Annotated in this window: 21 protein-coding genes; all 21 read left to right on the forward strand. The window is 46.7% G+C overall.

Going from position 1 to position 22,604, the window contains the following annotated elements; genetic code table 11:
- The first annotated feature begins 125 nt into the window (after positions 1-125).
- Positions 126-398 carry a transposase gene (locus tag JKL48_RS19430; RefSeq protein ID WP_201986315.1) on the forward strand — a complete coding sequence of 91 codons (273 nt, stop codon included), beginning with the start codon at positions 126-128 and terminating at the stop codon, positions 396-398.
- A 25-nt stretch (positions 399-423) separates the two neighbouring features.
- A complete protein-coding gene (locus JKL48_RS19435) occupies positions 424-939 on the forward strand; it encodes a DDE-type integrase/transposase/recombinase (protein ID WP_201986318.1) in 516 nt (171 codons plus the stop codon).
- A gap of 105 nt (positions 940-1,044) precedes the next feature.
- Complete coding sequence (locus tag JKL48_RS19440; protein ID WP_201986321.1) at positions 1,045-1,281, forward strand: integrase core domain-containing protein; 237 nt, start codon at positions 1,045-1,047, stop codon at positions 1,279-1,281.
- Between the two features lie 129 nt (positions 1,282-1,410).
- On the forward strand, positions 1,411-2,310 hold the full coding sequence (locus tag JKL48_RS19445) for an ABC transporter permease (RefSeq protein WP_317191974.1): 900 nt from the start codon (positions 1,411-1,413) through the stop codon (positions 2,308-2,310).
- Positions 2,311-2,386: 76 nt separating this feature from the next.
- Entirely contained in the window at positions 2,387-3,679 is a 1,293-nt protein-coding gene (locus tag JKL48_RS19450; RefSeq protein ID WP_201986333.1) for an ABC transporter ATP-binding protein, read from the forward strand.
- A gap of 12 nt (positions 3,680-3,691) precedes the next feature.
- Complete coding sequence (gene rfbF, locus JKL48_RS19455) at positions 3,692-4,462, forward strand: glucose-1-phosphate cytidylyltransferase (protein ID WP_201986335.1); 771 nt, start codon at positions 3,692-3,694, stop codon at positions 4,460-4,462.
- A gap of 3 nt (positions 4,463-4,465) precedes the next feature.
- Positions 4,466-5,539: a CDP-glucose 4,6-dehydratase gene (rfbG, locus tag JKL48_RS19460; protein ID WP_201986345.1), complete on the forward strand. Its 1,074-nt coding sequence runs from the start codon at positions 4,466-4,468 to the stop codon at positions 5,537-5,539.
- Positions 5,532-6,434, forward strand: coding sequence for an NAD-dependent epimerase/dehydratase family protein (locus tag JKL48_RS19465; RefSeq protein ID WP_201986347.1), 903 nt, complete (start codon positions 5,532-5,534; stop codon positions 6,432-6,434). Before rfbG ends, JKL48_RS19465 begins: the two co-directional genes overlap by 8 nt.
- A gap of 19 nt (positions 6,435-6,453) precedes the next feature.
- A complete protein-coding gene (rfbH, locus tag JKL48_RS19470; protein ID WP_201986349.1) occupies positions 6,454-7,755 on the forward strand; it encodes a lipopolysaccharide biosynthesis protein RfbH in 1,302 nt (433 codons plus the stop codon).
- Positions 7,756-7,757: 2 nt separating this feature from the next.
- Positions 7,758-8,771, forward strand: a complete 1,014-nt coding sequence (locus tag JKL48_RS19475) for an SDR family NAD(P)-dependent oxidoreductase (protein ID WP_201986358.1) — start codon at positions 7,758-7,760, stop codon at positions 8,769-8,771.
- Positions 8,772-8,798: 27 nt separating this feature from the next.
- Complete coding sequence (locus tag JKL48_RS19480; protein ID WP_201986362.1) at positions 8,799-9,791, forward strand: glycosyltransferase family A protein; 993 nt, start codon at positions 8,799-8,801, stop codon at positions 9,789-9,791.
- A gap of 167 nt (positions 9,792-9,958) precedes the next feature.
- Positions 9,959-10,981, forward strand: a complete 1,023-nt coding sequence (locus tag JKL48_RS19485; protein WP_201986365.1) for a glycosyltransferase family protein — start codon at positions 9,959-9,961, stop codon at positions 10,979-10,981.
- Between the two features lie 290 nt (positions 10,982-11,271).
- Positions 11,272-12,087, forward strand: a complete 816-nt coding sequence (locus JKL48_RS19490; protein ID WP_201986368.1) for a glycosyltransferase family 2 protein — start codon at positions 11,272-11,274, stop codon at positions 12,085-12,087.
- 284 nt (positions 12,088-12,371) lie between these two features.
- Positions 12,372-13,385, forward strand: a complete 1,014-nt coding sequence (locus JKL48_RS19495) for a glycosyltransferase family 2 protein (RefSeq protein ID WP_201986371.1) — start codon at positions 12,372-12,374, stop codon at positions 13,383-13,385.
- Positions 13,386-13,638: 253 nt separating this feature from the next.
- On the forward strand, positions 13,639-14,640 hold the full coding sequence (locus tag JKL48_RS19500; RefSeq protein ID WP_201986374.1) for a glycosyltransferase family 2 protein: 1,002 nt from the start codon (positions 13,639-13,641) through the stop codon (positions 14,638-14,640).
- Positions 14,641-15,149: 509 nt separating this feature from the next.
- A complete protein-coding gene (locus JKL48_RS19505) occupies positions 15,150-16,046 on the forward strand; it encodes a glycosyltransferase (RefSeq protein WP_201986376.1) in 897 nt (298 codons plus the stop codon).
- Entirely contained in the window at positions 16,046-17,203 is a 1,158-nt protein-coding gene (locus JKL48_RS19510) for a glycosyltransferase family 4 protein (protein ID WP_201986380.1), read from the forward strand. Before JKL48_RS19505 ends, JKL48_RS19510 begins: the two co-directional genes overlap by 1 nt.
- A gap of 325 nt (positions 17,204-17,528) precedes the next feature.
- Complete coding sequence (gene rffA / locus JKL48_RS19515; protein WP_201986394.1) at positions 17,529-18,662, forward strand: dTDP-4-amino-4,6-dideoxygalactose transaminase; 1,134 nt, start codon at positions 17,529-17,531, stop codon at positions 18,660-18,662.
- A gap of 248 nt (positions 18,663-18,910) precedes the next feature.
- Positions 18,911-20,116, forward strand: coding sequence for a glycosyltransferase family 4 protein (locus JKL48_RS19520; protein WP_201986396.1), 1,206 nt, complete (start codon positions 18,911-18,913; stop codon positions 20,114-20,116).
- Between the two features lie 37 nt (positions 20,117-20,153).
- Complete coding sequence (locus JKL48_RS19525; protein WP_201986398.1) at positions 20,154-21,425, forward strand: glycosyltransferase; 1,272 nt, start codon at positions 20,154-20,156, stop codon at positions 21,423-21,425.
- Positions 21,422-22,600, forward strand: coding sequence for a glycosyltransferase family 4 protein (locus tag JKL48_RS19530; RefSeq protein ID WP_201986400.1), 1,179 nt, complete (start codon positions 21,422-21,424; stop codon positions 22,598-22,600). Before JKL48_RS19525 ends, JKL48_RS19530 begins: the two co-directional genes overlap by 4 nt.
- Positions 22,601-22,604: the final 4 nt, after the last annotated feature.

Below are 22,604 nucleotides of genomic sequence, written 5' to 3' on the forward strand. Positions count from 1 at the left end.
GGCAGTAGGGAAAGAGTGAGAAAATATACCCCTTTCCTCTACTTTTCACTGGCCTACTTCGAGGGGAAGCCTACAGAGGTGGTTTAGCTAAAACGCACAGCGAGAAGTCTTAACTTCCGTTGCTCATGACCGAAAAACCGAATCTTGGCGGCTTGCCCGCCACCCGTAAGAAATATACGCCGACTTTTAAGGCCGAGCGCGTCCGCCAAGTAGCGGCCGGGACCCGGCAAAGCGACGTGGCCCGTGCCCAGGACATTTCACCGGCCCTGCTGGGGCGCTGGCAACGTCAGGCCCTGGAAGCGGCCGTACCCAGCAGCGCGGAGCGCGACGAAATTAAGCAGCTGCGGGCCGCGCTCAAGCGCTTGGAAATGGAACGCGACATTTTAAAAAAGTCGTGACCATCTTCTCCCAACCGCCTCAGTCATGAGCCGCTACGCCTTTATCGCGACCTGCGCCGAGCCGTGGCCCGTGCAGGTGCTGGCCGTGAGCCCGGCCGGCTATTACCAGTGGCGGCAACGGCCGGCCGCCGCGCCAGCCCCGTGGCAAGTGGCGGCGCAAGCGGCCTTTACGCGCCACGCCCGACGCTACGGCACCCGGCGGCTGCGGGCCGAATTACACGCCGAAGGGCACGCTGTGGGGCGCTACGCCCTGCGCTCGTGGCTGCACCGAGCGGACTTACGTGCCCTGAGCACCCGGCCGCAACGCCCGCGCACGACGGTGGCCGACCCGGCGGCCCTGGTGGCCGAAAACCGGCTGCTGGGCCAACCGCCCCCCACCGCCCCGAACCAGGTCTGGGTCGGGGACATTACGTATCTGCCGCTACTGGGCGGGCGCTGGTGCTACTTGGCCACGTGGCGCGATGCCTGCTCCCGGCGCGTAGTGGGCTGGCACCTGGCCGCGCAGATACCCACCGAACTCGTGCTGCTGGCCCTAGAATAAGCCCTAACGCTGCGCCAGCCCCCGCCGGGGCTCATTATTCATGCCGACCGCGGCAGCCAGTACACCAGCGCGGCCTGTCGCGCCCGCATCGACCGGGCCAAGGCCGTGCCCAGCTTTAGCCGGCCCGGTAATCTCTACGACAACGCCCAAGCCGAAGCCGGCTGGAGCACGCTCAAAACCGAACTGCTGCCCCCTGGAAGCGTCTTTGCCTCGCTTGAAGAAGCCCGCCTGGAAGTGGCATACTACCTCGACACCTACTTCAATCTGGACCGGCGCCACTCTGCCCTCGGCTACCGCTCACCGCATCAATTTGAACAGGACCTCAAATTCACCCTACCTTAGCTCACTGTCCGTTTTCACTGCACCACCCCAGACTAACCCCTCTGCTAAAGACCTGTTCACTATCTTTGTCACGCGAAACAGTGATTTAACCGTAGCTTACGAGAGCTGCCCTACCATATAAATTAGTTTGTGCAAACTACTGAATTCCTAAGTAAGCCCAATCCAACCACTCCCGCTATCGATAGAGGCGAAGAAAAGTGGAGCGAGATAATACAACCACATACTCGGTTGCTCGACCTTCGCCTAGGCGATGTATGGCGCTATCGTGACTTGGTGATGCTGTTTGTAAAGCGCGATTTTGTTTCCAATTATAAGCAGACTATTCTTGGGCCTATCTGGTTTATCATTCAGCCTTTGCTTACTACTATTACCTTTTACATCATCTTTGGGCGGGTTGCGAAGTTAGGTCCGGCAGGTATTCCGTCGTTCATTTTTTACTTGGCGGGTAATACAGTATGGGGCTATTTTTCGCAATGTCTTAGCGCAGTATCCACTGTATTTACTTCCAACGCGGCCATCTTTAGCAAGGTGTACTTCCCACGCCTAACTATGCCCTTGTCAATAATCATCTCGAATCTTGTGCGATTCGGTATTCAGTTCGCCCTTTTTCTGGTAATGTGGGCTTACTTTCTATTTACTACTTCTGCTCTGCATCCCAACTGGGCGATTCTGCTAACGCCCCTGCTAGTTGTGTTGATGGGCCTGCTATCGTTGGGGTTAGGCATGATTTTCAGTGCGCTTACCACCAAATACCGCGACTTGGCCATGCTCCTGACTTTTGGGATACAGTTAGGGCTATATGCTACTCCTGTAATTTACCCCTTATCGAAAGTGCCTGCCAAATATTTGTGGCTGATTATGGCTAACCCCATGAGTGCCATTGTCGAAACCTTTCGGGTTGGCTTCTTGGGTTCAGGTATTTTCAGTTGGCTATATCTAGGCTACAGTACGTTGTTTACTGTGATTACTCTGATAGCCGGTACTATTATTTTCAACCGGGTAGAAAAAAGCTTTACTGATACTGTATAGCTCACTTGGTGAATTATTAGAGTATACAGCTTTGGGGAACTATTCATCAACTAGAATATAGAGACGTCATTTAGTCATGAGCGATATAGCAATAAAAGTTGAGAACGTAAGTAAACTTTACCGTTTAGGTGAGGTTGGTACTGGTACCATTAGTCAGGACCTTAATAGATGGTTTGCCCGCGTGCGTGGCAAAGAAGACCCATTTGCTAGGATAGGGGAAGCCAACGACCGCACGTCGAAAGGTAATAGTGAATTCGTGTGGTCGTTGAAGGATATAAATTTTGAAGTAAAGAAAGGGGAGGTGCTAGGTATTATTGGCCGTAACGGAGCTGGTAAATCGACACTACTTAAAATTCTATCAAAAGTAACCACGCCTACTACAGGCAACATCAATGTTAATGGACGGATTGCTTCTCTGTTGGAAGTGGGCACCGGTTTCCATCCAGAATTGACGGGTAGAGAAAATATTTTCCTGAATGGCGCTATACTTGGCATGACCAAAACGGAAATTCGTAGCAAATTTGACGAAATTGTAGACTTCTCAGGCGTTGAGCGTTACATAGATACACCGGTTAAACGATATAGTAGCGGTATGTATGTGCGACTAGCCTTTGCTGTATCTGCTTTCTTAGAACCTGAAATTCTTATTGTAGACGAAGTGCTGGCCGTTGGTGACGCTGAATTTCAGAAAAAGTGTTTAGGTCGGATGCAGGATGTGAGCCGCAATGATGGACGAACCATCCTGTTTGTGAGCCACAGCATGCCAGCAGTAAAAAATATTTGCACCACTGGGTTATTGCTGAAAAACGGTCAGATTTCGTTTGCCGGTACGGCTGATGAAACCGTTGATTTTTATATTGCCAACTCGTTGGATGTTAATACCGATACTTTAACTGTAATTACGGACGCACATCGAACTTACGATTTGCCACGTTATATAGAATTTGTTTCCTTCGAGATAGTAAATCCTGTAGAAAGCAATATGTATGCTATTCAGGAAGACATAGAGCTTCGGGTGAAATTAAAGGGCAATAGTGACCGTGAAAATTTCCGAATATCCTTCTCCGTTAATAAGATGGATGAAAGTCTGGCAGGTGTCTTCTTCTCAAAAGAGAATCTTTCTATTCAGAAAGGTGAAATAAAAGAAGTCAATATTAAAGTAAAAAACCATCAGTTGGCAAAAGGACAGTATTACTTTGACTTTTCAGTAGGCACTGGTGATGAAACTATTGGTACTACTGAGTATGATAATGTTGCCAAAGTTATGTTCTTTGAAATAGCTTATAAAGATTTGGCGAAACAGCAGATGATTGCCTTATGGCCTTCTGCATGGGGAAGTACTAGTTTCCAGAATGTTGAAGTTTACTAATTGTAATTTGTAATGAAAGTTGTCCTACTTGCCGGAGGATTAGGCACTCGTCTCTCGGAAGAAACAGTACTTAAGCCTAAGCCGATGGTAGAAATTGGTGATATGCCCATCTTATGGCATATTATGAAAATTTACTCTTCTTACGGATTTAATGATTTCGTAATTTGCTTGGGCTATAAAGGGTATGTTATTAAGGAGTATTTCGCTAACTACTTTCTACATAAGTCCGATGTTACTATCAACTTGAAGGATAACAGGTTGCAGGTGCATGACAGTTTTGCCGAGCCGTGGAATATTACGCTGGTAGATACCGGTTTGAATACCATGACTGGCGGGCGTATTAAGAGGGTGAAACAGCATATCGGCAATGAAACCTTTTTCTTAACCTATGGCGATGGAGTAGCGGATGTAAACATCAGTGAAGCGCTGGCTTACCACCAGAATCATGGCAAACTTTGCACTGTAACTGCTGTGCAACCAAGCGGGCGTTTTGGAGCACTCGATTTGAATGAGCAAAACCAAGTAGTTTCATTCGCAGAAAAGCCGAAAGGTGATGGTGCTTGGATTAATGGTGGCTTTTTTGTGTGCGAACCAGCAGTAATAGACTACATTGATAATGATGCTACCATTTGGGAGAGGGAGCCGCTAGAGCGCATCGCGGCGGCCAATCAAATGGATGCTTATAAGCACAATGGTTTCTGGAAGCCAATGGATACCCTCCGCGATAAGATAGAGTTGGAAGGTGATTGGCAAAAAGGAGAAGCCAAGTGGAAAAACTGGTAACTTATGGAATTAGAGGCTGTCTACAAGGGTAAGAAAGTTTTCCTGACCGGGCACACCGGGTTTAAGGGGGCTTGGCTGTTGCAATGGCTATACCTACTTGGAGCCGAGGTGAAAGGTTATGCCCTAGCTCCAGTTAGTGAAGATGACTTATATAACTTAATAGAAGGGAATACACTTTGCCATTCTATTATCGCAGATTTGCAGGATTCGGCTCGATTAGAGAAGGAAATTCTTAGCTTTCAGCCTGATTTTATCTTTCATCTGGCTGCTCAGCCATTAGTAAGGTTATCGTACGAGGTGCCGTCAGAAACCTTTCTGGTAAATGCTATTGGTACAGCGTATGTGCTGGATGCCATCCGCAAGCTACAGAAACCTTGTACAGTGGTGCTGATAACTACCGATAAGGTGTATGAGAATAAAGAGTGGGTGTATCCCTATCGAGAAACTGACCGGCTTGGCGGCTATGACCCCTATAGTGCCAGCAAGGCGTGTGCGGAGCTAGTCATCAATTCTTACCAACAGTCATTTTTCAATCTGGCATCTTTTACACAGCACCGTAAAGGCATTGCAAGTGCCCGAGCTGGTAATGTAATTGGGGGAGGCGACTGGGCGAAAGACCGGATTATCCCCGACATTGTGCGAGCACTACGGGTAGACCACCCCGTGACGGTACGCAACCCGCAGGCAGTGCGGCCATGGCAACACGTATTGGAACCTTTGGGTGGCTATCTTCTCCTAGGAGCCAAACTAGCCGCTGAACCTCTCCGTTACAGTGGGAGTTGGAACTTCGGCCCCAATGCCGAAGACAATAAAACTGTAGGTGAACTTGTTGATATTGCTATCACTACTTGGGGTAGTGGCAACTACGAGTACCCCCCACTAACAGCGCAACCGCACGAAGCCGGCCTGCTTAAGCTCGACATTAGTAAAGCCACTAATGAACTGCGCTGGCATCCTAAGTATAAGGCGGCCGAAGCTATTGCACGAACATTGGTTTGGTACAAAGCTTTTAGTCAAGACCGGACCGTGGCTCGCCAATTGGTGCATGAGGATATTATGGCATATCTCCATGCGTAAAATATTGCTTATCGGTGCTACTGGCTTTGTAGGCCAACATATAAGGGAAGTGCTGGCTGCCGATATGGGCTTGGAACTGCGGGTGACAGCCCGACAGCCTACGACGGTAGATACGCAGACAATTCCATTCGACTTTCACTATCCGGCTAGTTGGCAGCATATACTAGATGTTGCGCCCGATATAATCGTGAATGCGGCGGGGTATGGGGTAGTGAAAGAGCAAACGGACTTGGAGGCCATGTATGACGTGAACTACCGCCTACCTGTTCGTCTAATAAAGTTTTTGCATGCCGCTGGTCAAGAGCCTTTCTGGCTACAGGTAGGTACGGCATTCGAGTATGATTTGACCGAGGAGCGCCTACATGAGGATAGCGCCTGTGTGCCACTTACGCACTACGGAATGTCAAAATACTTGTGTAGCAACTTTCTGCAATCGACAGCTAATTCATTGCCTTTCCTAATTTTGCGACCTTTCGCCATGTTTGGGCCCTATGAGAGCGATAGTAAACTGTTACCTTACTTGCTGAATGCTCAAAAAATGGCGCGACCTATCCAATTATCCAGCGGAAAGCAGGAACGTGATTACTTTTACGTGAGAGATTTAGCTTGTTTCATTAATTATCTTATTAACAATGGCTTACATGAGTTAGATGGGGCTGTTCTGAATGTAGGCAGTGGACATCCAACCTCCTTAAAGGATTTGGCTACTAGCTTAAGTAAGTTTATTCCTGATTTTAGGTCGGAAATTTGGAAGTGGGGCGAAGTTGCCCAACGAGCAAATGAAACGCAAGTCTTCTATAACGCATCGACAAAAGCGACCCAATTAAAATTGCAACTGACGCCCTCATCACAAGCCTTTCAAGAAACCATTTCTTATTACTATCAGCAACGCTAGGTCCTGGCCTTCAAGAAATATGTTTAAGAATTTTAGTAGTGAGCTGCAGGAACTGCTGACTCAGAAAGCAACCGAAAATACCACCAAGGCATTTGTTCCAGGACAAGACTATATTCCGGTTACTGGTAAGGTATTGGATGCGGACGACCTTTTACATGGGGTAGATGCCACACTGGATGGCTGGCTGACAACCGGTCGTTATGGACCCAAATTTGAGCAGAAGCTGGCAAAATGGTTTGGCTGTAAGTCATCTATCTTGGTGAATTCTGGGTCATCGGCCAATTTGGTTGCTTTTTACACTCTGACCTCGCCCAAGTTAGGTGACCGCGCCATCAAGCCCGGCGACGAAGTAATTACGGTAGCTGCTGGCTTTCCGACCACAGTCAACCCAATGGTGCAGTTTGGGTGCATACCAGTATTCGTAGACGTTGATATTCCCACTTACAACATCAAGCCTGAACTAATAGAGCAGGCCGTAACGCCCAAAACGAAAGCCATTATGATTGCGCATACCTTGGGCAATCCGTTCAATCTGGATGAGGTGATGCGGGTAGCCAAGAAATACAACTTATGGGTGATTGAGGACGATTGCGACTCGTTGGGCGCTACATACAATGGCCAGAAAACCGGAACTTTCGGAGACTTGGCTACTTTGTCGTTTTACCCAGCGCACCATATCACGATGGGCGAGGGTGGCGCGGTACTCATCAACAATATTCGACTAAAGATGATAGCCGAAAGCTTTCGCGACTGGGGACGCGACTGCTATTGCGAACCTGGCAAGGACAATACCTGCAACAAGCGTTTCTGTTGGCAACTAGGTGAACTGCCTTATGGTTACGACCACAAGTACACCTATTCGCATATAGGCTTCAACTTGAAAGTAACCGATATGCAGGCGGCAATAGGATTGAGCCAGCTTAACAAAGCTGATTTCTTTGTACAGCGCCGTCGTGAAAACCACGCGATGCTGTATCAAAAGATGAAACAATTTGAAGACCATTTCATTCTGCCCGAAGCTACTCCTAATGCCGACCCCAGCTGGTTCGGTTTCCTGCTCACCATTCGAGATGATAGTCCCATTGAACGACAAGCACTCATTCAGCACCTCGAAGACCATAAAATAGGTACTCGTCTGCTATTTGCTGGCAACCTTTTGCGCCAGCCCGCTTATCAGCATATCGAACATCGGATAGTGGGTGATTTGAGCAACACCGACACTATCATGAATCGCTCCTTCTGGTTGGGCGTGTGGCCTGGATTGAATGAAGGGCATTATGACTACATGGTGGAAATATTAAATCAGTTTTTTAAGAAGTAACGATGCGCTATTTAGTAACTGGAGGTTGTGGGTTTTTAGGCTCAAATCTAGCTGCCGAAGTCCTACGGCAAGGAGATGAGCTTTTTGTATTTGACAACCTTTCACGAGAGGGTGCATACCTGAACTTAAAATGGCTGCAGGAGCAAGGGCAGTTCAAATTTTATAATAGTGATATCCGCTCGTATAATGATGTGGAGAAAGCTGTAAGGGAAGTAAAGCCTGACGTGCTTTTTCACTTAGCTGGTCAGGTAGCTATGACTACTTCGCTTGATGACCCCCGCCGGGATTTTGAGATAAATGTGTTGGGCGGGCACAATGTCTTGGAAGCAGTGAGAAAATTCTCTTCAGATACTATTGTAACATACTCATCTACTAACAAAGTATATGGCGACTTAGAGGATATAGAGTATATTGAAGCAGATACACGTTTCATTGCTAAAGGGTTCGAGAAAGGATTTGATGAGAATTTGAGACTTAACTTTCAGTCTCCTTACGGATGTTCTAAAGGCGCTACCGACCAATACATGCTTGATTATGCCCGTATGTTTGGTTTAAAAACCATTGTATTTCGGCATTCATCTATTTTTGGGGGGCGACAGTTCTCTACTTTTGACCAAGGCTGGATAGGTTGGTTTGTAAAGCAGGCTTTAGACATAAAATCTGGGAAGCTTACTATGCCATTTACTATTTCTGGCACTGGTAAACAAGTTCGCGATGTACTCTTTGCTTCTGACTTGGTATCATGCTACTTCGACGCCATAAAAGCCATCGGAGCCACGGCTGGGCAGGTATATAATATTGGTGGGGGTGCTAAAAATAGCATGTCTCTGTTAGAGCTTTTCGGCATGCTAGAAGAAATTGTGGGAATCAAAATGCAGTACACTAGGCTGCCTGTGCGGCAAAGTGACCAAAAGGTATTTATTGCTAACATCGCCAAAGCAAAGGCAGATTTCGAATGGCAACCCATTGTAAATAAAGCAAGCGGTCTACTAGGGATGATTGAGTGGCTTTCTTAATGCAAATTGGTTTATATAATGCCCCCAATGTCATACAAATTACTGACTATTGCCATTCCTACGTATAATAGACCTGATGACCTTGACCGGTCTTTAGCTTCGATCTTGCCTCAAGTCAAAAGATTTGAGGAATATATAGAATTTTTAGTGTCAGATAACGCTTCCACGAGGGATAATGCCAGTGTGATAGAAAAATACCGGCGAGATGGGTATGTAATTAATTATATAGTTCAAGAAACTAATCTGGGTATGGACGGCAATTTTACATTCATATATAATTACGCGAAAACAAAATATGTTTGGATGCTTTCTGATGATGATTTGTTGATTAATGATGGAGTTGAAATTATTATTGGTTTCTTATCATCGAATAAAGAAGTTAGTTCGCTCTACTTAGGTAATATTTGGTATGATGCAAGTGACCCCAATATAGACTTGGATACTTTAATGCCAAAGCGAAAATATAATATAATGGTTTATACAGAGCCTCTCAAATATTTCGAACAAATTAACTATTGGATTACATTCCTGTCAGCTAATATAATCAATAAAGATTTGCTATATAAAAAGGTAGATACGCAAAGATTTCAAGGTACTTTTCTTGCCTTATTGAGTTGGATAATTCCAGCAATATTTCAGGAAGCACCAAATGCAATTATCGAGGGGCCTATTTTAATTTGTAAGGGTAATAATCAAGGCGGTTATAAATTAGTGGAGGTATTTGCTAATAATTTTAATAAAGTGCTAGATTACTTTGTTAATCAAGGTCTGCCTAAGCAGATAAAAGAAATTATTAATCGTCATCTATTAAGAGAATATTTTCCTTATTTTATTATGGCTGATAAAGAGAATAAACTATCAGCCTCAAACTATTTGAGAGAAGGCTGGATAGCTAATTTAATGAGGTTCTATTACAATGATAAAAATTTTTATTTATATATTTTGCCAGCATTCCAGCTGAGTAAGTATAGGTATAACCAATGGATGCAATCTAAATTGCTTAGATTTTTATCCAAATAGACTTTGTTTAAAGCGTCAATAATAATTAGATATGATATGTTCATGGGTGAACAAATCCTTTTTATTAGGCATTATAATTGGTAACAATCCAATGCTAAAGTTAAACGTTGAATCCTAACACAAGTAATAACATACGTTATTCTAGCAAAATTAAAGACAATTCTGAAATGAAAAAAATAGTATTTACCATCTGCTCTAATAATTACTTGGCTCACGCAGCCACTCTGATGCAAACGTGGTTTCATTACCATCCTGATACTATTGGTTATATTATATTAGTTGATAAAATCAACAAAGCAGTCGATTATTCGATAGTTTCAGCGGCAAATGTTATAGAAATAGAGCAACTGAATATTAGTAGTCTTAACGAATTAGTTGAGAAATATAATATCACTGAGCTTAATACGGCTGTCAAACCCGATGCATTCCTCTATTTATTCGAAAAGCACCCAAGTAGTAAAATTATTTATCTTGACCCAGATATCATGATTACCGGAGCGTTTGATGAAGTCTTTGACTCATTAGATGTCAACGATTTTGTTTTAACGCCCCATATCTGTAAGCCAATCGATGATGACAAAGCCCCAACAGATTTCCATACCTTACGAGGCGGCGTTTTCAACTTGGGTTTTATTGGCCTTAAGGATACTGAACAGATTAACGAATTCTTATATTGGTGGCGCGACCGTGTTTATAAATATGGTTACTGCGACTTAACCAATAATATGTTCTATGACCAGTTGTGGACGAACTATATACCTACGCTCTACGATAAGTATAGTATACTAAAACACCCAGGATATAACATGGCGAATTGGAATTTGCATGAGCGTACACTGAGTAAGACTGAAGATGGTAATTGGTTAGTGAATGAGAAAGTAGAATTAAAATTCTTTCACTTTAGTGGCTACAAGTTTACTCAACCAAGTGAAATAGGTTTTTATCACACTAGGTATACATTCGATACTAGGCCAGATTTACAGTCTCTTTTTGCTGAGTATCAGCACAACTTGATTAAAAATGGTGCCCCAGCATTGAAGATGATTCCGTGCGTATACTTTGAAAAATATAAACAAATTAAACTAATAAGACAAAGTGCAGATGAAAAAGCGATAAATGCAGCCACTCCATATAAAGTGAAGGCTGCTCGAAAGCTGGCTAATATATTTCGAAGGATTATATATCGTTAGAATTTTTTTAATTCGATAAGTTAAGCATGTTCTGATTAAATGAATAGACCTTTGTATACGATATTGTGTACTATACGCCTAAACAGTTCGCTGATTATTGTCTAATATCTAGTACGCAGTTAGGTTTCAGATTCATGACATACTGACAACGACCTATAAAATGAGCCTTAATTTGCCGTCATGAATTAGATTTTGCGTGACGTTGTCATGTTGCGCGCATTGTATGTACCACTGCTCAAATAGGTACTGATGCTTGCTTTTTATACGCCTTTTTAGAAGTATTGCTTTACATGTCAGTTAAATCAGTAAAAGTATCCGTTGTAATTCCCTGTTACAACTCCGGTGAGTACTTGGGTGATGCTTTATCGAGTGTGGCCAAATCTGAAGGTGGGATACACTACGAGGTAATTATTGTGGATGATGGTTCGACGGACATTAAAACTAAAGAATTTTTACGGCAATTACCATCTAACAAATACACTATAGTATATCAAAAGAATACTGGACCTGCTGGTGCTCGCAACCGCGGTATAAAGGAAGCAGCCGGTGAATATATTCTGTTTCTAGATAGTGATAACAAAATTAGGGCCTCTTATATAGCTAGGGCAGTAGATTTATTTGAAAAATATCCGAGTATAGGTGTTGTTTACGGCAATGCTAGTTTTTTTGGCGATAGCAACGCGCCACGTTTTAAAAGTAAGCCCTTTGACCTTATAAGAATGTTGGAAAACAACTATATCGATATGTGTAGTATGGTAAGGCGGCAGGTGTGTGAAGAAGTAGGTGGTATGGATGAGGCTAGAATTCTAATTGGTCATGAAGACTGGGATTTCTGGCTTAGAATAAATGAATTAAAATGGCAATTCTATTTTATTGATGAAGTTTTGTTTGATTATCGTATTAGAACAGATTCTTTGGTTATGCAAGCTGTCATGGCAGATAAGTATGAGAACATGCTCCAATACTTTTATAGTAAACATTGGCGAATTTTATTGAGAGAATATAAATACTTAGTAGAACAAAATGCTTATTACGTTTTCGATCGACGAAATCCGTTTCGCTCGTTTCTGAAATACATTAAAAATAATACAATTTCAAAAGAATAGTTTTATTCATCTTCAATGATTGTGTGTAGATTTTTGATATTTTGATTTAAATTCAGCAAATCCTCCACTTTATTAAATGCAATAGTTTCGTAATTTGTCATCCTTGAATGATTCGTATAACGCTACATGCAAACACATATACTAAAACACTACTTGGAGAGTTATTTAGAATCGTCAGATTACTTATCTTATTTGAGTATTGAAATTGAGGTGTCTGTAATGCGTTCAATAATGATTTAGATTTTAATCTTGCTTCAGACAGCTTGGTTTTTATCAATATGACAATGCCCATATCTCCGTTAGTTAGTGTCATTATTCCAAATTATAACCACGCTCGCTATTTATCAGCGAGGCTAGATTCAGTATTATTTCAGTCTTATTCTAATATTGAAGTAATAATACTTGATGATTATTCTCTTGATAACAGCCGTGATATCATAGAAAAATACGCAAGCTCAGACAGCCGAATTAGTGTATTTTATAACGATGAAAATAGTGGGAGTACATTTAAGCAATGGAATAAAGGTTTCGCTTTGGCAAATGGTGACTATATATGGATTGCTGAGAGTGATGATGAATCAGACTTGTTTTTTTTGCAAAAGGCTGTTTCTAAATTAGAAAATATTAGTTCTATTGGCCTAGTATATTGTCAGTCATGGTGTATAGATGAAAATGGAGTAAGGCATGGAACATGGGCCCAGTCGTTCGATAATCTTGATAGTTATCTATGGCTTACTGACTTTGTATTGCCTGGCAAAGAGTTAGTCAGTCGGTTCATGGTGTACAATAATATTATTCCTAATGCAAGTAGCGTTGTAATGAGAAAAAGTGCTATATTGCAACTGCCACCTGCTGATGAGAGTACTAAACTAGTAGGCGATTGGATATTCTGGATTCGATATTTAATGAATAATGACATTGCTTTTTTAGCTGAACCGTTAAATTATTTTCGATTTCATACGAATTCTACTCGTAGTAAAACGGAAAGGGATGGTACACAATTAGTCGAGTTAGCAAAGGTTGTTAATTTAGTAAATAATTTGGTAACACCTAACCCTTTTTGGAACAAAAAAACCATCAATTGGTTGATTCAAAAATGGCTTCACGGGTTAGTATATTATAGAATGCCAATTGCAAAACATAAACAATTTTTGCAATTGATGTCTGCATTGATTCCTAATTTTAAATACCGTTTAGCAAAAGATTTTGCTTATTTTTTAATAAGAAATAAATTCAGCGGAGTGAAAATGCTAATCGGTGATAGATTAGTTAATAGTTTATTAAAAATTAAGGATTAGCGTAGCGAACGCTAGTTGCTCATATACAATTAATTTGTTATCAACAGAAGTGATGGGAGGTGGATAAATTGTATTTATTGTTTATGGTATAGTCAAAAGTAATTGTATAAACCTACTACTCATTTTTGTGATTTCTTATATTGTGCGGCCGGTATACAGTTTGGAATATTGACTTGATTTATACTTGCGATTTTGAAAAATAGTATTGAATCAAAATTAGATTTTCCCTCAGTAAAAATTATTATCACATATTATGTTTGCTTTACCATTAGTAACTGTAATAATTCCTAACTATAATCATGCTCGCTACTTGCCTGCTAGAATAGAAAGTGTACTAAATCAGGATTATTCTAATTTAGAAGTTTTGATTTTGGATGACTGTTCACCAGATGAAAGTAGAAGTATAATTGATTTATATAAAAGAGCAGACAAGCGAATCAAGACAATTTTCAATGATTATAATAGTGGAAGCACTTTTAAACAATGGAATAAAGGACTTCAAAAAGCTAATGGGAAATATGTGTGGATAGCAGAGAGCGATGATGTTGCGGAACGTAGTTTCTTGAGTGTGTTAGTTGCTGTACTTGAAAAAAATGATGAATTAGTCCTGGCTTATAGCAATTCATTCGATATTGATGAAAATTCTGTAAATAATGGTACTATAGAGAACGTGCTTGTGGGTCTAGATGATAGATGGTCAAGTGATTTTATTGCTGATGGATATGAGATAATTCAGAAATATATGCTATACCGCAGTGTTATTCCAAACGCCAGTGCAGTGGTATTTCGCAAGGATATAGCCATAGCAGCTGGTGCTGCTGATGAAAATTATAAGCTATTCGGAGATTTGCTGTTCTGGGCTAAAATCATGTCAAAAGGCAAAATTGCTTATATTTCAACACCACTAAATTATTTTCGCTCGCACAATAATAATGCTAGAACAAAGAATCATTTTGATGGCACAAGCTTAGAAGAAAATAGCAGGTTTTTTGCTAAAATGCATGAGTATGGTGAGCCAGATGCTAAATTTCGTAGTCTAGCACTCGATGAGTTATTGAATAAATGGTACGATACCTGGGCACATCAGAGGATGAGTTATGGCCGGCATAAGTTAATTTATTCGAATATATCGCTTGTTGAAAAAAAATTAATATCCAAGTTATTAAATGCTATTTCTAAGCGTTTCTTTCATAAAGCCAGTGGATTTCGAATTCTGCTGGGCGATAAATTGCTTTATCGACTCTTGAAACAATAAAAAGTTTCTACTTAAGTATGCTGATTTGTATGCATAATAAATATAAAAATAGTTAATCGAATTATTCAAATTAACTGCATAAGCAACATACGCATTCATATTAGGCCTGACTGGTTATGCTTAGAGAAGTTCTTTTACAACTGTTGAAACTTAATAGCGGTGGCATACAAGACGGGCTGTTTTGATAAGCGTTTTTTTCATTATGAATAGGTGCCGATTAAAATACTTGCTATATTGACATACCAATCCTACTTGCTACTATTAGAATTTCGGCTGCTGCTACCCAATAATTTGGGACCATGTTGCCTCTTCATCTGCCGTGGTATGTTGTATGTTTCCGCTATACATCTTTAATATGCATATACTAATCTGAAGCCTGCTATAACTTATTTGAAGCTAATACCCGAACTATTTGTTATAGCAATGTGTAGCAAATGGCTAATTCGCTACTGAAGCCTTCCTATTTTTGTGCTGTTAAATTTGCACAAATTATTACTTGACTTTGCGTTATGCTTTCAATTATAATCTGTTCTCGTGATGCTGTGGCATTAGCGGCTGTTAGCGAGAATGTAGCACTAACAATTGGCATTCCTTACGAAGTTATCGGTATCGACAATAGCGAGGGCAAGTATGGCATTTGCGAAGCGTATAATATAGGTGCTGCTCAAGCGCAATATGAATTACTGTGCTTCATGCACGAGGATATTCGTTTTCATACCCTCAATTGGGGTAAAGTCGTCGCTACTATTCTGAATGACCCTACGGTGGGGGTACTTGGCGTAACGGGTGGGTGCTACCAAGTGGCTGCACCTGCCGCCTGGTGGGGCTGCGGCTTAGAATTATGCCGCGAAAATGTTCTCAATGTTTTTCCGGATGGGCATAAGGAGATGGACTTACGCAATCCTGAAGAGGTGAGCCTGGCTGATGTGGCTGTGGTGGATGGCCTTTGGATGTGTTCGCGTCGAGAAACTTGGCAGCAGTACCCATTCGATAGCCGGACATTTACCGACTTTCATTTTTATGACGTAGATTATTGCACGGAGATATACCGGCATGGCCTACGCGTGTGTGTGACATTTGAGTTACTCATTGAGCACCATTCACGGGGTTCGGTCAATACTTCATGGCTGCACAACGCTTTAAAATACGAGGATAAACGCGAAGGGCAGCTACCTTTTGGACCAGCAAAGGTTTCGGCGGTGCGTAGCCATCAACTAGAAATCGTAGCTTTGCAGGAGTTTATTGGGCGGCTGCTGCGGGCTGAGTTCCCACGTTCCCTAAGCTTTTCTTACTTGCTTCGTTGCTTTAAGTTGGCCCCCCTTAACCGCGATACTCTGTGGCTATTCAAGCAGTGGCTACGCGGAGCAATAAGTGGAAATGAGAAGAAGACAGTGATTTCAGCCTAATGAGAATTGCCTTTGTTTCTACTATGCTATCTGCCCCTTGGGGCGGCAGCGAAGTACTTTGGCAGCAAACGGCCTTATCAGCGCTTGCCCAAGGGCATGCCGTTTTTGCATCTGTATATCAGTCCGACCATTTTCCGGCGCAGCTGCGGGTTTTAGAACAAGCAGGAGCTGAGCTGCAAGTACGTCCATTTTATTCGCCGGCGTTAGCGGTCCGCCTTAAGCGCCGGCTTCAGATAGCCTTACGCCTTGCTAAGCCGTTTAGCGCAGCATTAGAGGCATTCCAACCGGATATTATATGTGTAAGCCAAGGGGGTAATTTCGATATCATACAAACGGCCTGGTTGCGGGAGGCCTTACTGCAGAGTGGTGTTCCTTTTTGCTTGGTGTGTCATAACTACGATGCCAACCACTTGCCCTCAACTGAAATGAGGCGACTGGGCCGGGAAATATTTGGTCAATCCGCTCGGGTCTTTTTTGTGTCGAGTGAACAAGCAAGGGTGTCGCAACGGCAACTGGCAATTAATTTGTCCAATGCAGAGCTGGTAAAAAATCCGGTCAATCTACCTGAAGCCAAATTGTTGCCATGGCCTAGTGATGAGGTGCCACAGTTGGCCATTGTAGCAGGTATTGATATTGACCGTAAAGGGCAGGACATTGCGTTGGAGGTGCTGAGCCAGCCACAGTGGCTGCAACGCTCGTGGCACTTAAATATCTTTGGTGATGGGCATGACCGAGATTACCTCGAGGAATTAATTACGCTTTATCGGTTGCAAAAGCGCGTCACTCTGCATGGGAATGTCGCAGATGTAAAGGGAATCTGGTTGCGTAATCATTTACTGTTAATGCCCTCGCGCCGTGAAGCTGCTCCGTTGGTGGTAATAGAAGCCATGTTATGTGGGCGCCCTGTAGTCGCCACGGCAGTGGGCACCATTCCAGAATGGATAACTTCTAACCAGACTGGTTTTATTGCATTGGCCGCTACTGTACCACTTTTTAGCGATGCATTGGAACAAGCTTGGCTTGCCCGAAACAACTGGGAAACAATAGGTCGCGACGCTCATTCATGGGCCTTTCAATATGCTGACCTTGGGGCAGCTACTACCTTTTTGGCAGAGCTGCGAAAAATAGCTGCTGAGGGGACTGTGAATAACAGGTAAATGGGCGGCTGTGCCTTTTTCTGGTGATGGTCTAATCATCGATGAAATGCTATAACGGCTTTATAATCAATATCTCTGCGCTGCATGCTGCATGCTGCATAGACCAGCTTCGGCCGCTGTCAAAATCATTTCGAGTATCATCTGGAAATAGATGAAAACAAAAGGAGAGAACTATATTATGGTTATATGGTCATCTCATTAGCTGTAATGGATATGGTGACAAGGCTACTTAAATAGTCTGGCTCTTATGGGCTCGTATTGCTGCTTGAAAAGCCCCACCGGGATAAGCGCCTGCCCGTAGCTTTGCAATACGCAAACTCAGTTCATGAAGCAAACCATTCCTTTCAACAAGCCCTATCTCACCGGACAAGAGGTCCAATACATTGAGCAGGCCATTCGTTCGGGCAAAATTTCGGGCGATGGGCGCTTCACGAAGCTATGCAAAGCGTTTCTGGAACAGCGGCTGGCAGCCCAGAAGGTGCTACTGACCACCTCCTGCACCGATGCACTGGAATTGTCGGCGTTGTTGCTGGACTTGCAACCGGACGACGAGGTGATTATGCCTGCTTTCACGTATGTGGGTACGGCCAATGCCTTTGTGCTACGGGGAGCTAAAATCGTATTTGCGGACAGCACAGCTCAGAACCCCAACCTTGATGTGACCGGACTAGAGCGCTTGGTGACGCCGCGTACCCGTGCTATTGTGCCGGTGCATTACGCCGGCATTGCCTGCGACATGGACCCGGTGCTGAAGGTGGCGCATCGGTACCAGCTAACGGTGGTGGAAGATGCGGCTCAGGGAATTGAGAGCTTTTATAAGGGCCAGCCATTGGGCACCATTGGGGCAGTAGGGGCTTTTTCATTTCACGAAACCAAGAACGTGACGGCGGGAGAGGGCGGATTGCTGGCCGTAAATGACCTACAAAAGGCGGCGCGCGCCGAGATTATGCGAGAAAATGGCACCAACCGCTCGTCGTTTTTCCGAGGCGAAGTCGACAAGTACACGTGGGTGGATGTGGGCTCCAGCTTCCTGCCTTCGGACATGATTGCGGCTTATTTATGGGCACAGCTTGAGCAACTGGATGCCATTCAGCACCGGCGTATTGCTATCTGGCAGCGCTACTTCGATGGGTTGGAGGGGCTGAGCGCGCTGGGGGTAGGACTGCCAGTTGTGCCGGAATATGCCACCAATAACGGACACATTTTTTATGTGGTGTGCCGCAGCCTGGCAGAGCGCAGTGCCCTTATTGAGCACATGCGGAGCCTCCACATTTCGTTGGCTTTTCATTATCTCGCCCTACACAAAAGCCCGTATTTTGCCAACAAACACGACGGACGGGCATTGCCGTGGGCGGACCGTTATACCGACTGCCTAGTACGGCTGCCATTGTATTACGAGCTGGGTGTCGAAGACCAACAACGGGTGGTGGAAGGGTTGTTAAGCTTTTACGGGTGCTGATTGAGGGCAGTGGCTAGAAGGGGAGGAGCCTAGAGGGCTGTTCGCAAATTGGTGTGCATCAGCAATGGGAATGACTGCCGCTGCTTGTGGGTACCTTTGTGGTTGCACAAATCCGGGCGGATAGTGCCGACCGAACAATTTGCAGCGCCGCCGATTCTGTATAATGCCTGCTTCGACGACTTGGCTTCTTGCCGCGGTTAAGCCAAGTTGTATGGTTTGCTAAAGTTATTATTGAGCGTTAATTACCGATGAAAATACTGCTTTCCATTGAAGACCTACGAACCGGCGGCGCCCAGGTATTTGGCATGCGGCTGGCGCAGGCCTTGCACGAACGGGGCCACCGGGTGTGGCTTTATAGCCATTACCCCAGCTACGTCAACCACGAACTGGTGAAGCAGGTGGCGCCGGGCGTGCCCGTGCTTTCTTTCAACGGGGCCGGCGTGCCGGGCCTCGACTGGGTGAGCCGGAAAATGCAGGGATTGATGCGCCGCTTGGGCAAGGGCTTTCCGCTGCGGGAACGGCTGGTGGAGCGGCACCTGCGCCAGTTGCTGGAAAAGCTGCAGGTAGACGTGGTGAACTCGCACATGATTAAGTCGGACATTGTGGCGGCGGAGGCTGGTGCGGCCGCGCAGCCGCAGGTGCCGCTGGTGATTACCATGCACGGGTGCTACGAAGACTTCCTGCACAAGCCCGAGCAGCCGGAAGTGACCGTGAAGTCGCGGGAGGCATTGCAGAAGGCGGCGGCCGTGGTGTACCTGACTCAGAAAAACCTGGAAATATTTACCGTGCCGGGCGTGCGGCCCTTTGAGGATATTTTGCACGCCCAGATTTACAATGGGTTCGATGGGCATTTCTCGGCCCCTGACCAACTCCCGACCCGTGCACAGTTGGGCATCGAAGAAAAAGACATCGTGTTTGGCATGGTGGCCCGCGGCATTCCCGAAAAAGGGTGGCAATACGCCATCGATTCGTTTGAGGCATTGAGCAAGGAGTTTGCCAACAGCCATTTGCTATTAGTGGGCAGCAGCGACTACCTCAGTGGGCTGGCCGCGGCCAACAAGAACCCGCGCATCCACTTCGTGGGCTTTGCGAAGAACCCGATTGATTGGGGACGGCTGTTTGATGTGGGCTTGCTGCCCAGCTATTTTGCTTCGGAAAGCCTGCCCAATTCCATTGCCGAGTACCTGTTCTGCGGGGCGCCGGTCATCGCCACGCGCATTGGCGAAATCCCGCAAATGCTGGACGTGCCGGGCGAGGGCCTGGCCGGTGTGCTGGTGGAGCAGGACGGCCACCGCCTCACCAACCCCGCGGCACTTACGGCCGCCATGCGCGCCTACCTCACCGACCCGCAACTGCTGGCCGTGCACAAAGTCCGGGCCGCGGCCTGCTTCGATAAATTCCGGATGGAGCGGTGCGTGGCCGCTTACGAAGCTATTTTTACGCAGGTAGCCTAAGCGCGGGCTGCCCTGAATGTCCTCCATAAACCCCACTATGACTGCAACCGATTCCCGGCCGCGCCTGCTCATGATTATTCCCAACCGCGGCATGGGCGGTGCCCAGCGGGCGTTTCACGACCACAGCGTGGAGTTGAGCAATTATTATCAGGTGACGGAAGTTATTTTTAACGATGACTTGCCCGACATGTACCCCAGTGGCAACGCAGTGCGCAACCTAGACGTGCCGGGCGGCGGCGGCCCGGTAGCCAAGGTGCAGAATTTCTGGCGGCGCGTGAGCCGGTTGCGGGAGTTGAAAAAAGAGTTGAACTGTGACGTGGCGGTGAGCCACTTGGAAGGCGCCGACTACATCAACCTGCTGAGCAAGGGCCGCGAAAAAGCGGTGGTGCTTATTCAGGGCTCGAAGGTGCACGACCGCAACATCAGCGGGGCCATGGGCTGGCTGCGCAAGTCGGTGCTCATGCCCTGGCTTTACCAGCGCGCCGACAAAATGGTGACGGTGAGCCGGGACATTATTCCGGAAATGACGGCCGTGTTTGGCGTGCCCCGGCACAAGCTCTCGGCCATCAACAACTCGTTTGAAGTCGAGCACGTGCGCAAACTGAGCCAGGAGCCGCTCGATGCCGCCACGCAGGCCGTGTACGCGGCCGGGCCCGTGCTGGTGACGTCGGGCCGGTTGGCCATTCAGAAAAACCAAGCGCCCTTGCTCGATGTGGTTGCTGCCCTGCTGAAGCGGCAGCCGGCGAAGCTGGTATTCATTGGCGACGGGGAACTGCGCGAGGACTTGCTGGCCCACGCCCGCGCCCTGAAGCTGCGGGTGTACAACGCCATGAATTCGACCGATGTGCTGACGCCGGACTACGACGTGTACTTCGTGGGGCTTCAGGAAAATCCGTTCAAATACATTCGGCCGGCCACGGCGTTTGTGTTTCCCTCGGCCTGGGAAGGGTTTCCGCTGGCATTGGGCGAGGCCATGACCTGCGGCATTCCGGTGGTATCGACCGACTGCCCCACGGGCCCGCGCGAGATGCTGGCCCCGACGGTCGAGGCGCCAACTACGCCCCTGCGCCACGCCGAATGGGCCGAGTTTGGTGTCCTGATGCCCATGCTCACGGAACCCGCCAGCCTGGCCGCCGACATGGCTTGCTGGACCGATACCCTCGTGCAACTACTCAATGACGCACCGGCCCGCGAGCGCCTGGGCCAGGCTGCCCGCCTGCGCTCCAACGACTTTACGCACCGGCGCATTTTTGGGCAGTGGAAAGAGCTGATTGATGGGTTGTTATCGGAACGCCCCGCTAACGCATGAGCCCATTGCCTGCTGCTAATTCTGGCGTGAAGTCCCGGCCGCTGATTCTGCTAGTGGATAATTCCCGGGCCGTGACCGGGGCGCTCAATGCCCTGCGCCACGCCACCAGCCCGCTGCGCGACCAATACGATTTTGCCTACGTGCTGCCCACCGGCAGTGCTGGCAGCGCCGTACTCGCCGCCGACGGCTACCGCGTGCACGAACTGCCTTTTGTGGAAATCAGCCGCCGGCCCGCCGATTTGCTGCGCTATTTCCCCATGCTGCTGCTCAACGGCTGGCGTTTGCTGAAGCTGGTGCGGCGCGAGCGGGCTGTCGCCGTGCACCTCAACGATTTTTATAACCTAACCGGCTACGTGGCGCGCTGGCTGAGCCTGGGCCGCCTGCCGGTCCTCACGCACGTGCGGTTTTTGCCGCAGGTGCTGCCGCAGTTGTTTGCCCGGCCGTGGCGTTGGCTGGCCGAGCACGCGGCCCAGCAGGTACTCTGCGTGTCGGAGGCCGTGCGGGCGTACTTCGCGCCCGGCCATCCCACCGTACGCACCGTGTACGACCCGCTGCCGGCGCGCGGCGAGCGCCTCGTACCTTTCGCACTGGAAGTAACTGCCCCAGAGCGTCCCATCCGGTTTTTGTACCTGAGCAACTACATCCGGGGCAAGGGCCAGAACTTTGCGCTGGACGCATTTGCGTTGGCGTATGCCCGCAACCCCAAGCTGCGCTTGCATTTTGTGGGCGGCGACATGGGCATGGTGAAGAACCAGGAGTTTCGGGCCGAGCTGGAGGCGCGCACGCAAGCATTAGGCCTCACGGCAGCGGTGCAGTTCGACGGTTTCGCCGCCGATACCGAGGCCCTGATGAAATCCTTCGACATTGCCCTGAATTTCTCCGAGGCCGAATCCTTCTCCCTCACCTGCCTCGATGCCCTGTACTACGGCGTGCCGCTGATTGCCACCGATTGCGGCGGCCCGGCCGAACTGTTCGAATCCGGTCGGTCAGGGCTGCTGGTGCCCAACCGCGACGTGCCCGCCATGGCCGAAGCCATGCACACGCTGGCCAACAGTGCAGAGCTGCGCCAACAGTTCTCGGTAGCCAGTCGGGCATTTGTGCGGCAAAAATTTGCCCCGGCGCACACCTTCCATCAGCTGGCAGCCTGCTATGGTCGGGTGCTGGCGCGGGCCTAATGCA

The sequence above is a fragment of the Hymenobacter rubidus genome, from assembly GCF_016734815.1.
Lineage (GTDB): Bacteria > Bacteroidota > Bacteroidia > Cytophagales > Hymenobacteraceae > Hymenobacter > Hymenobacter rubidus.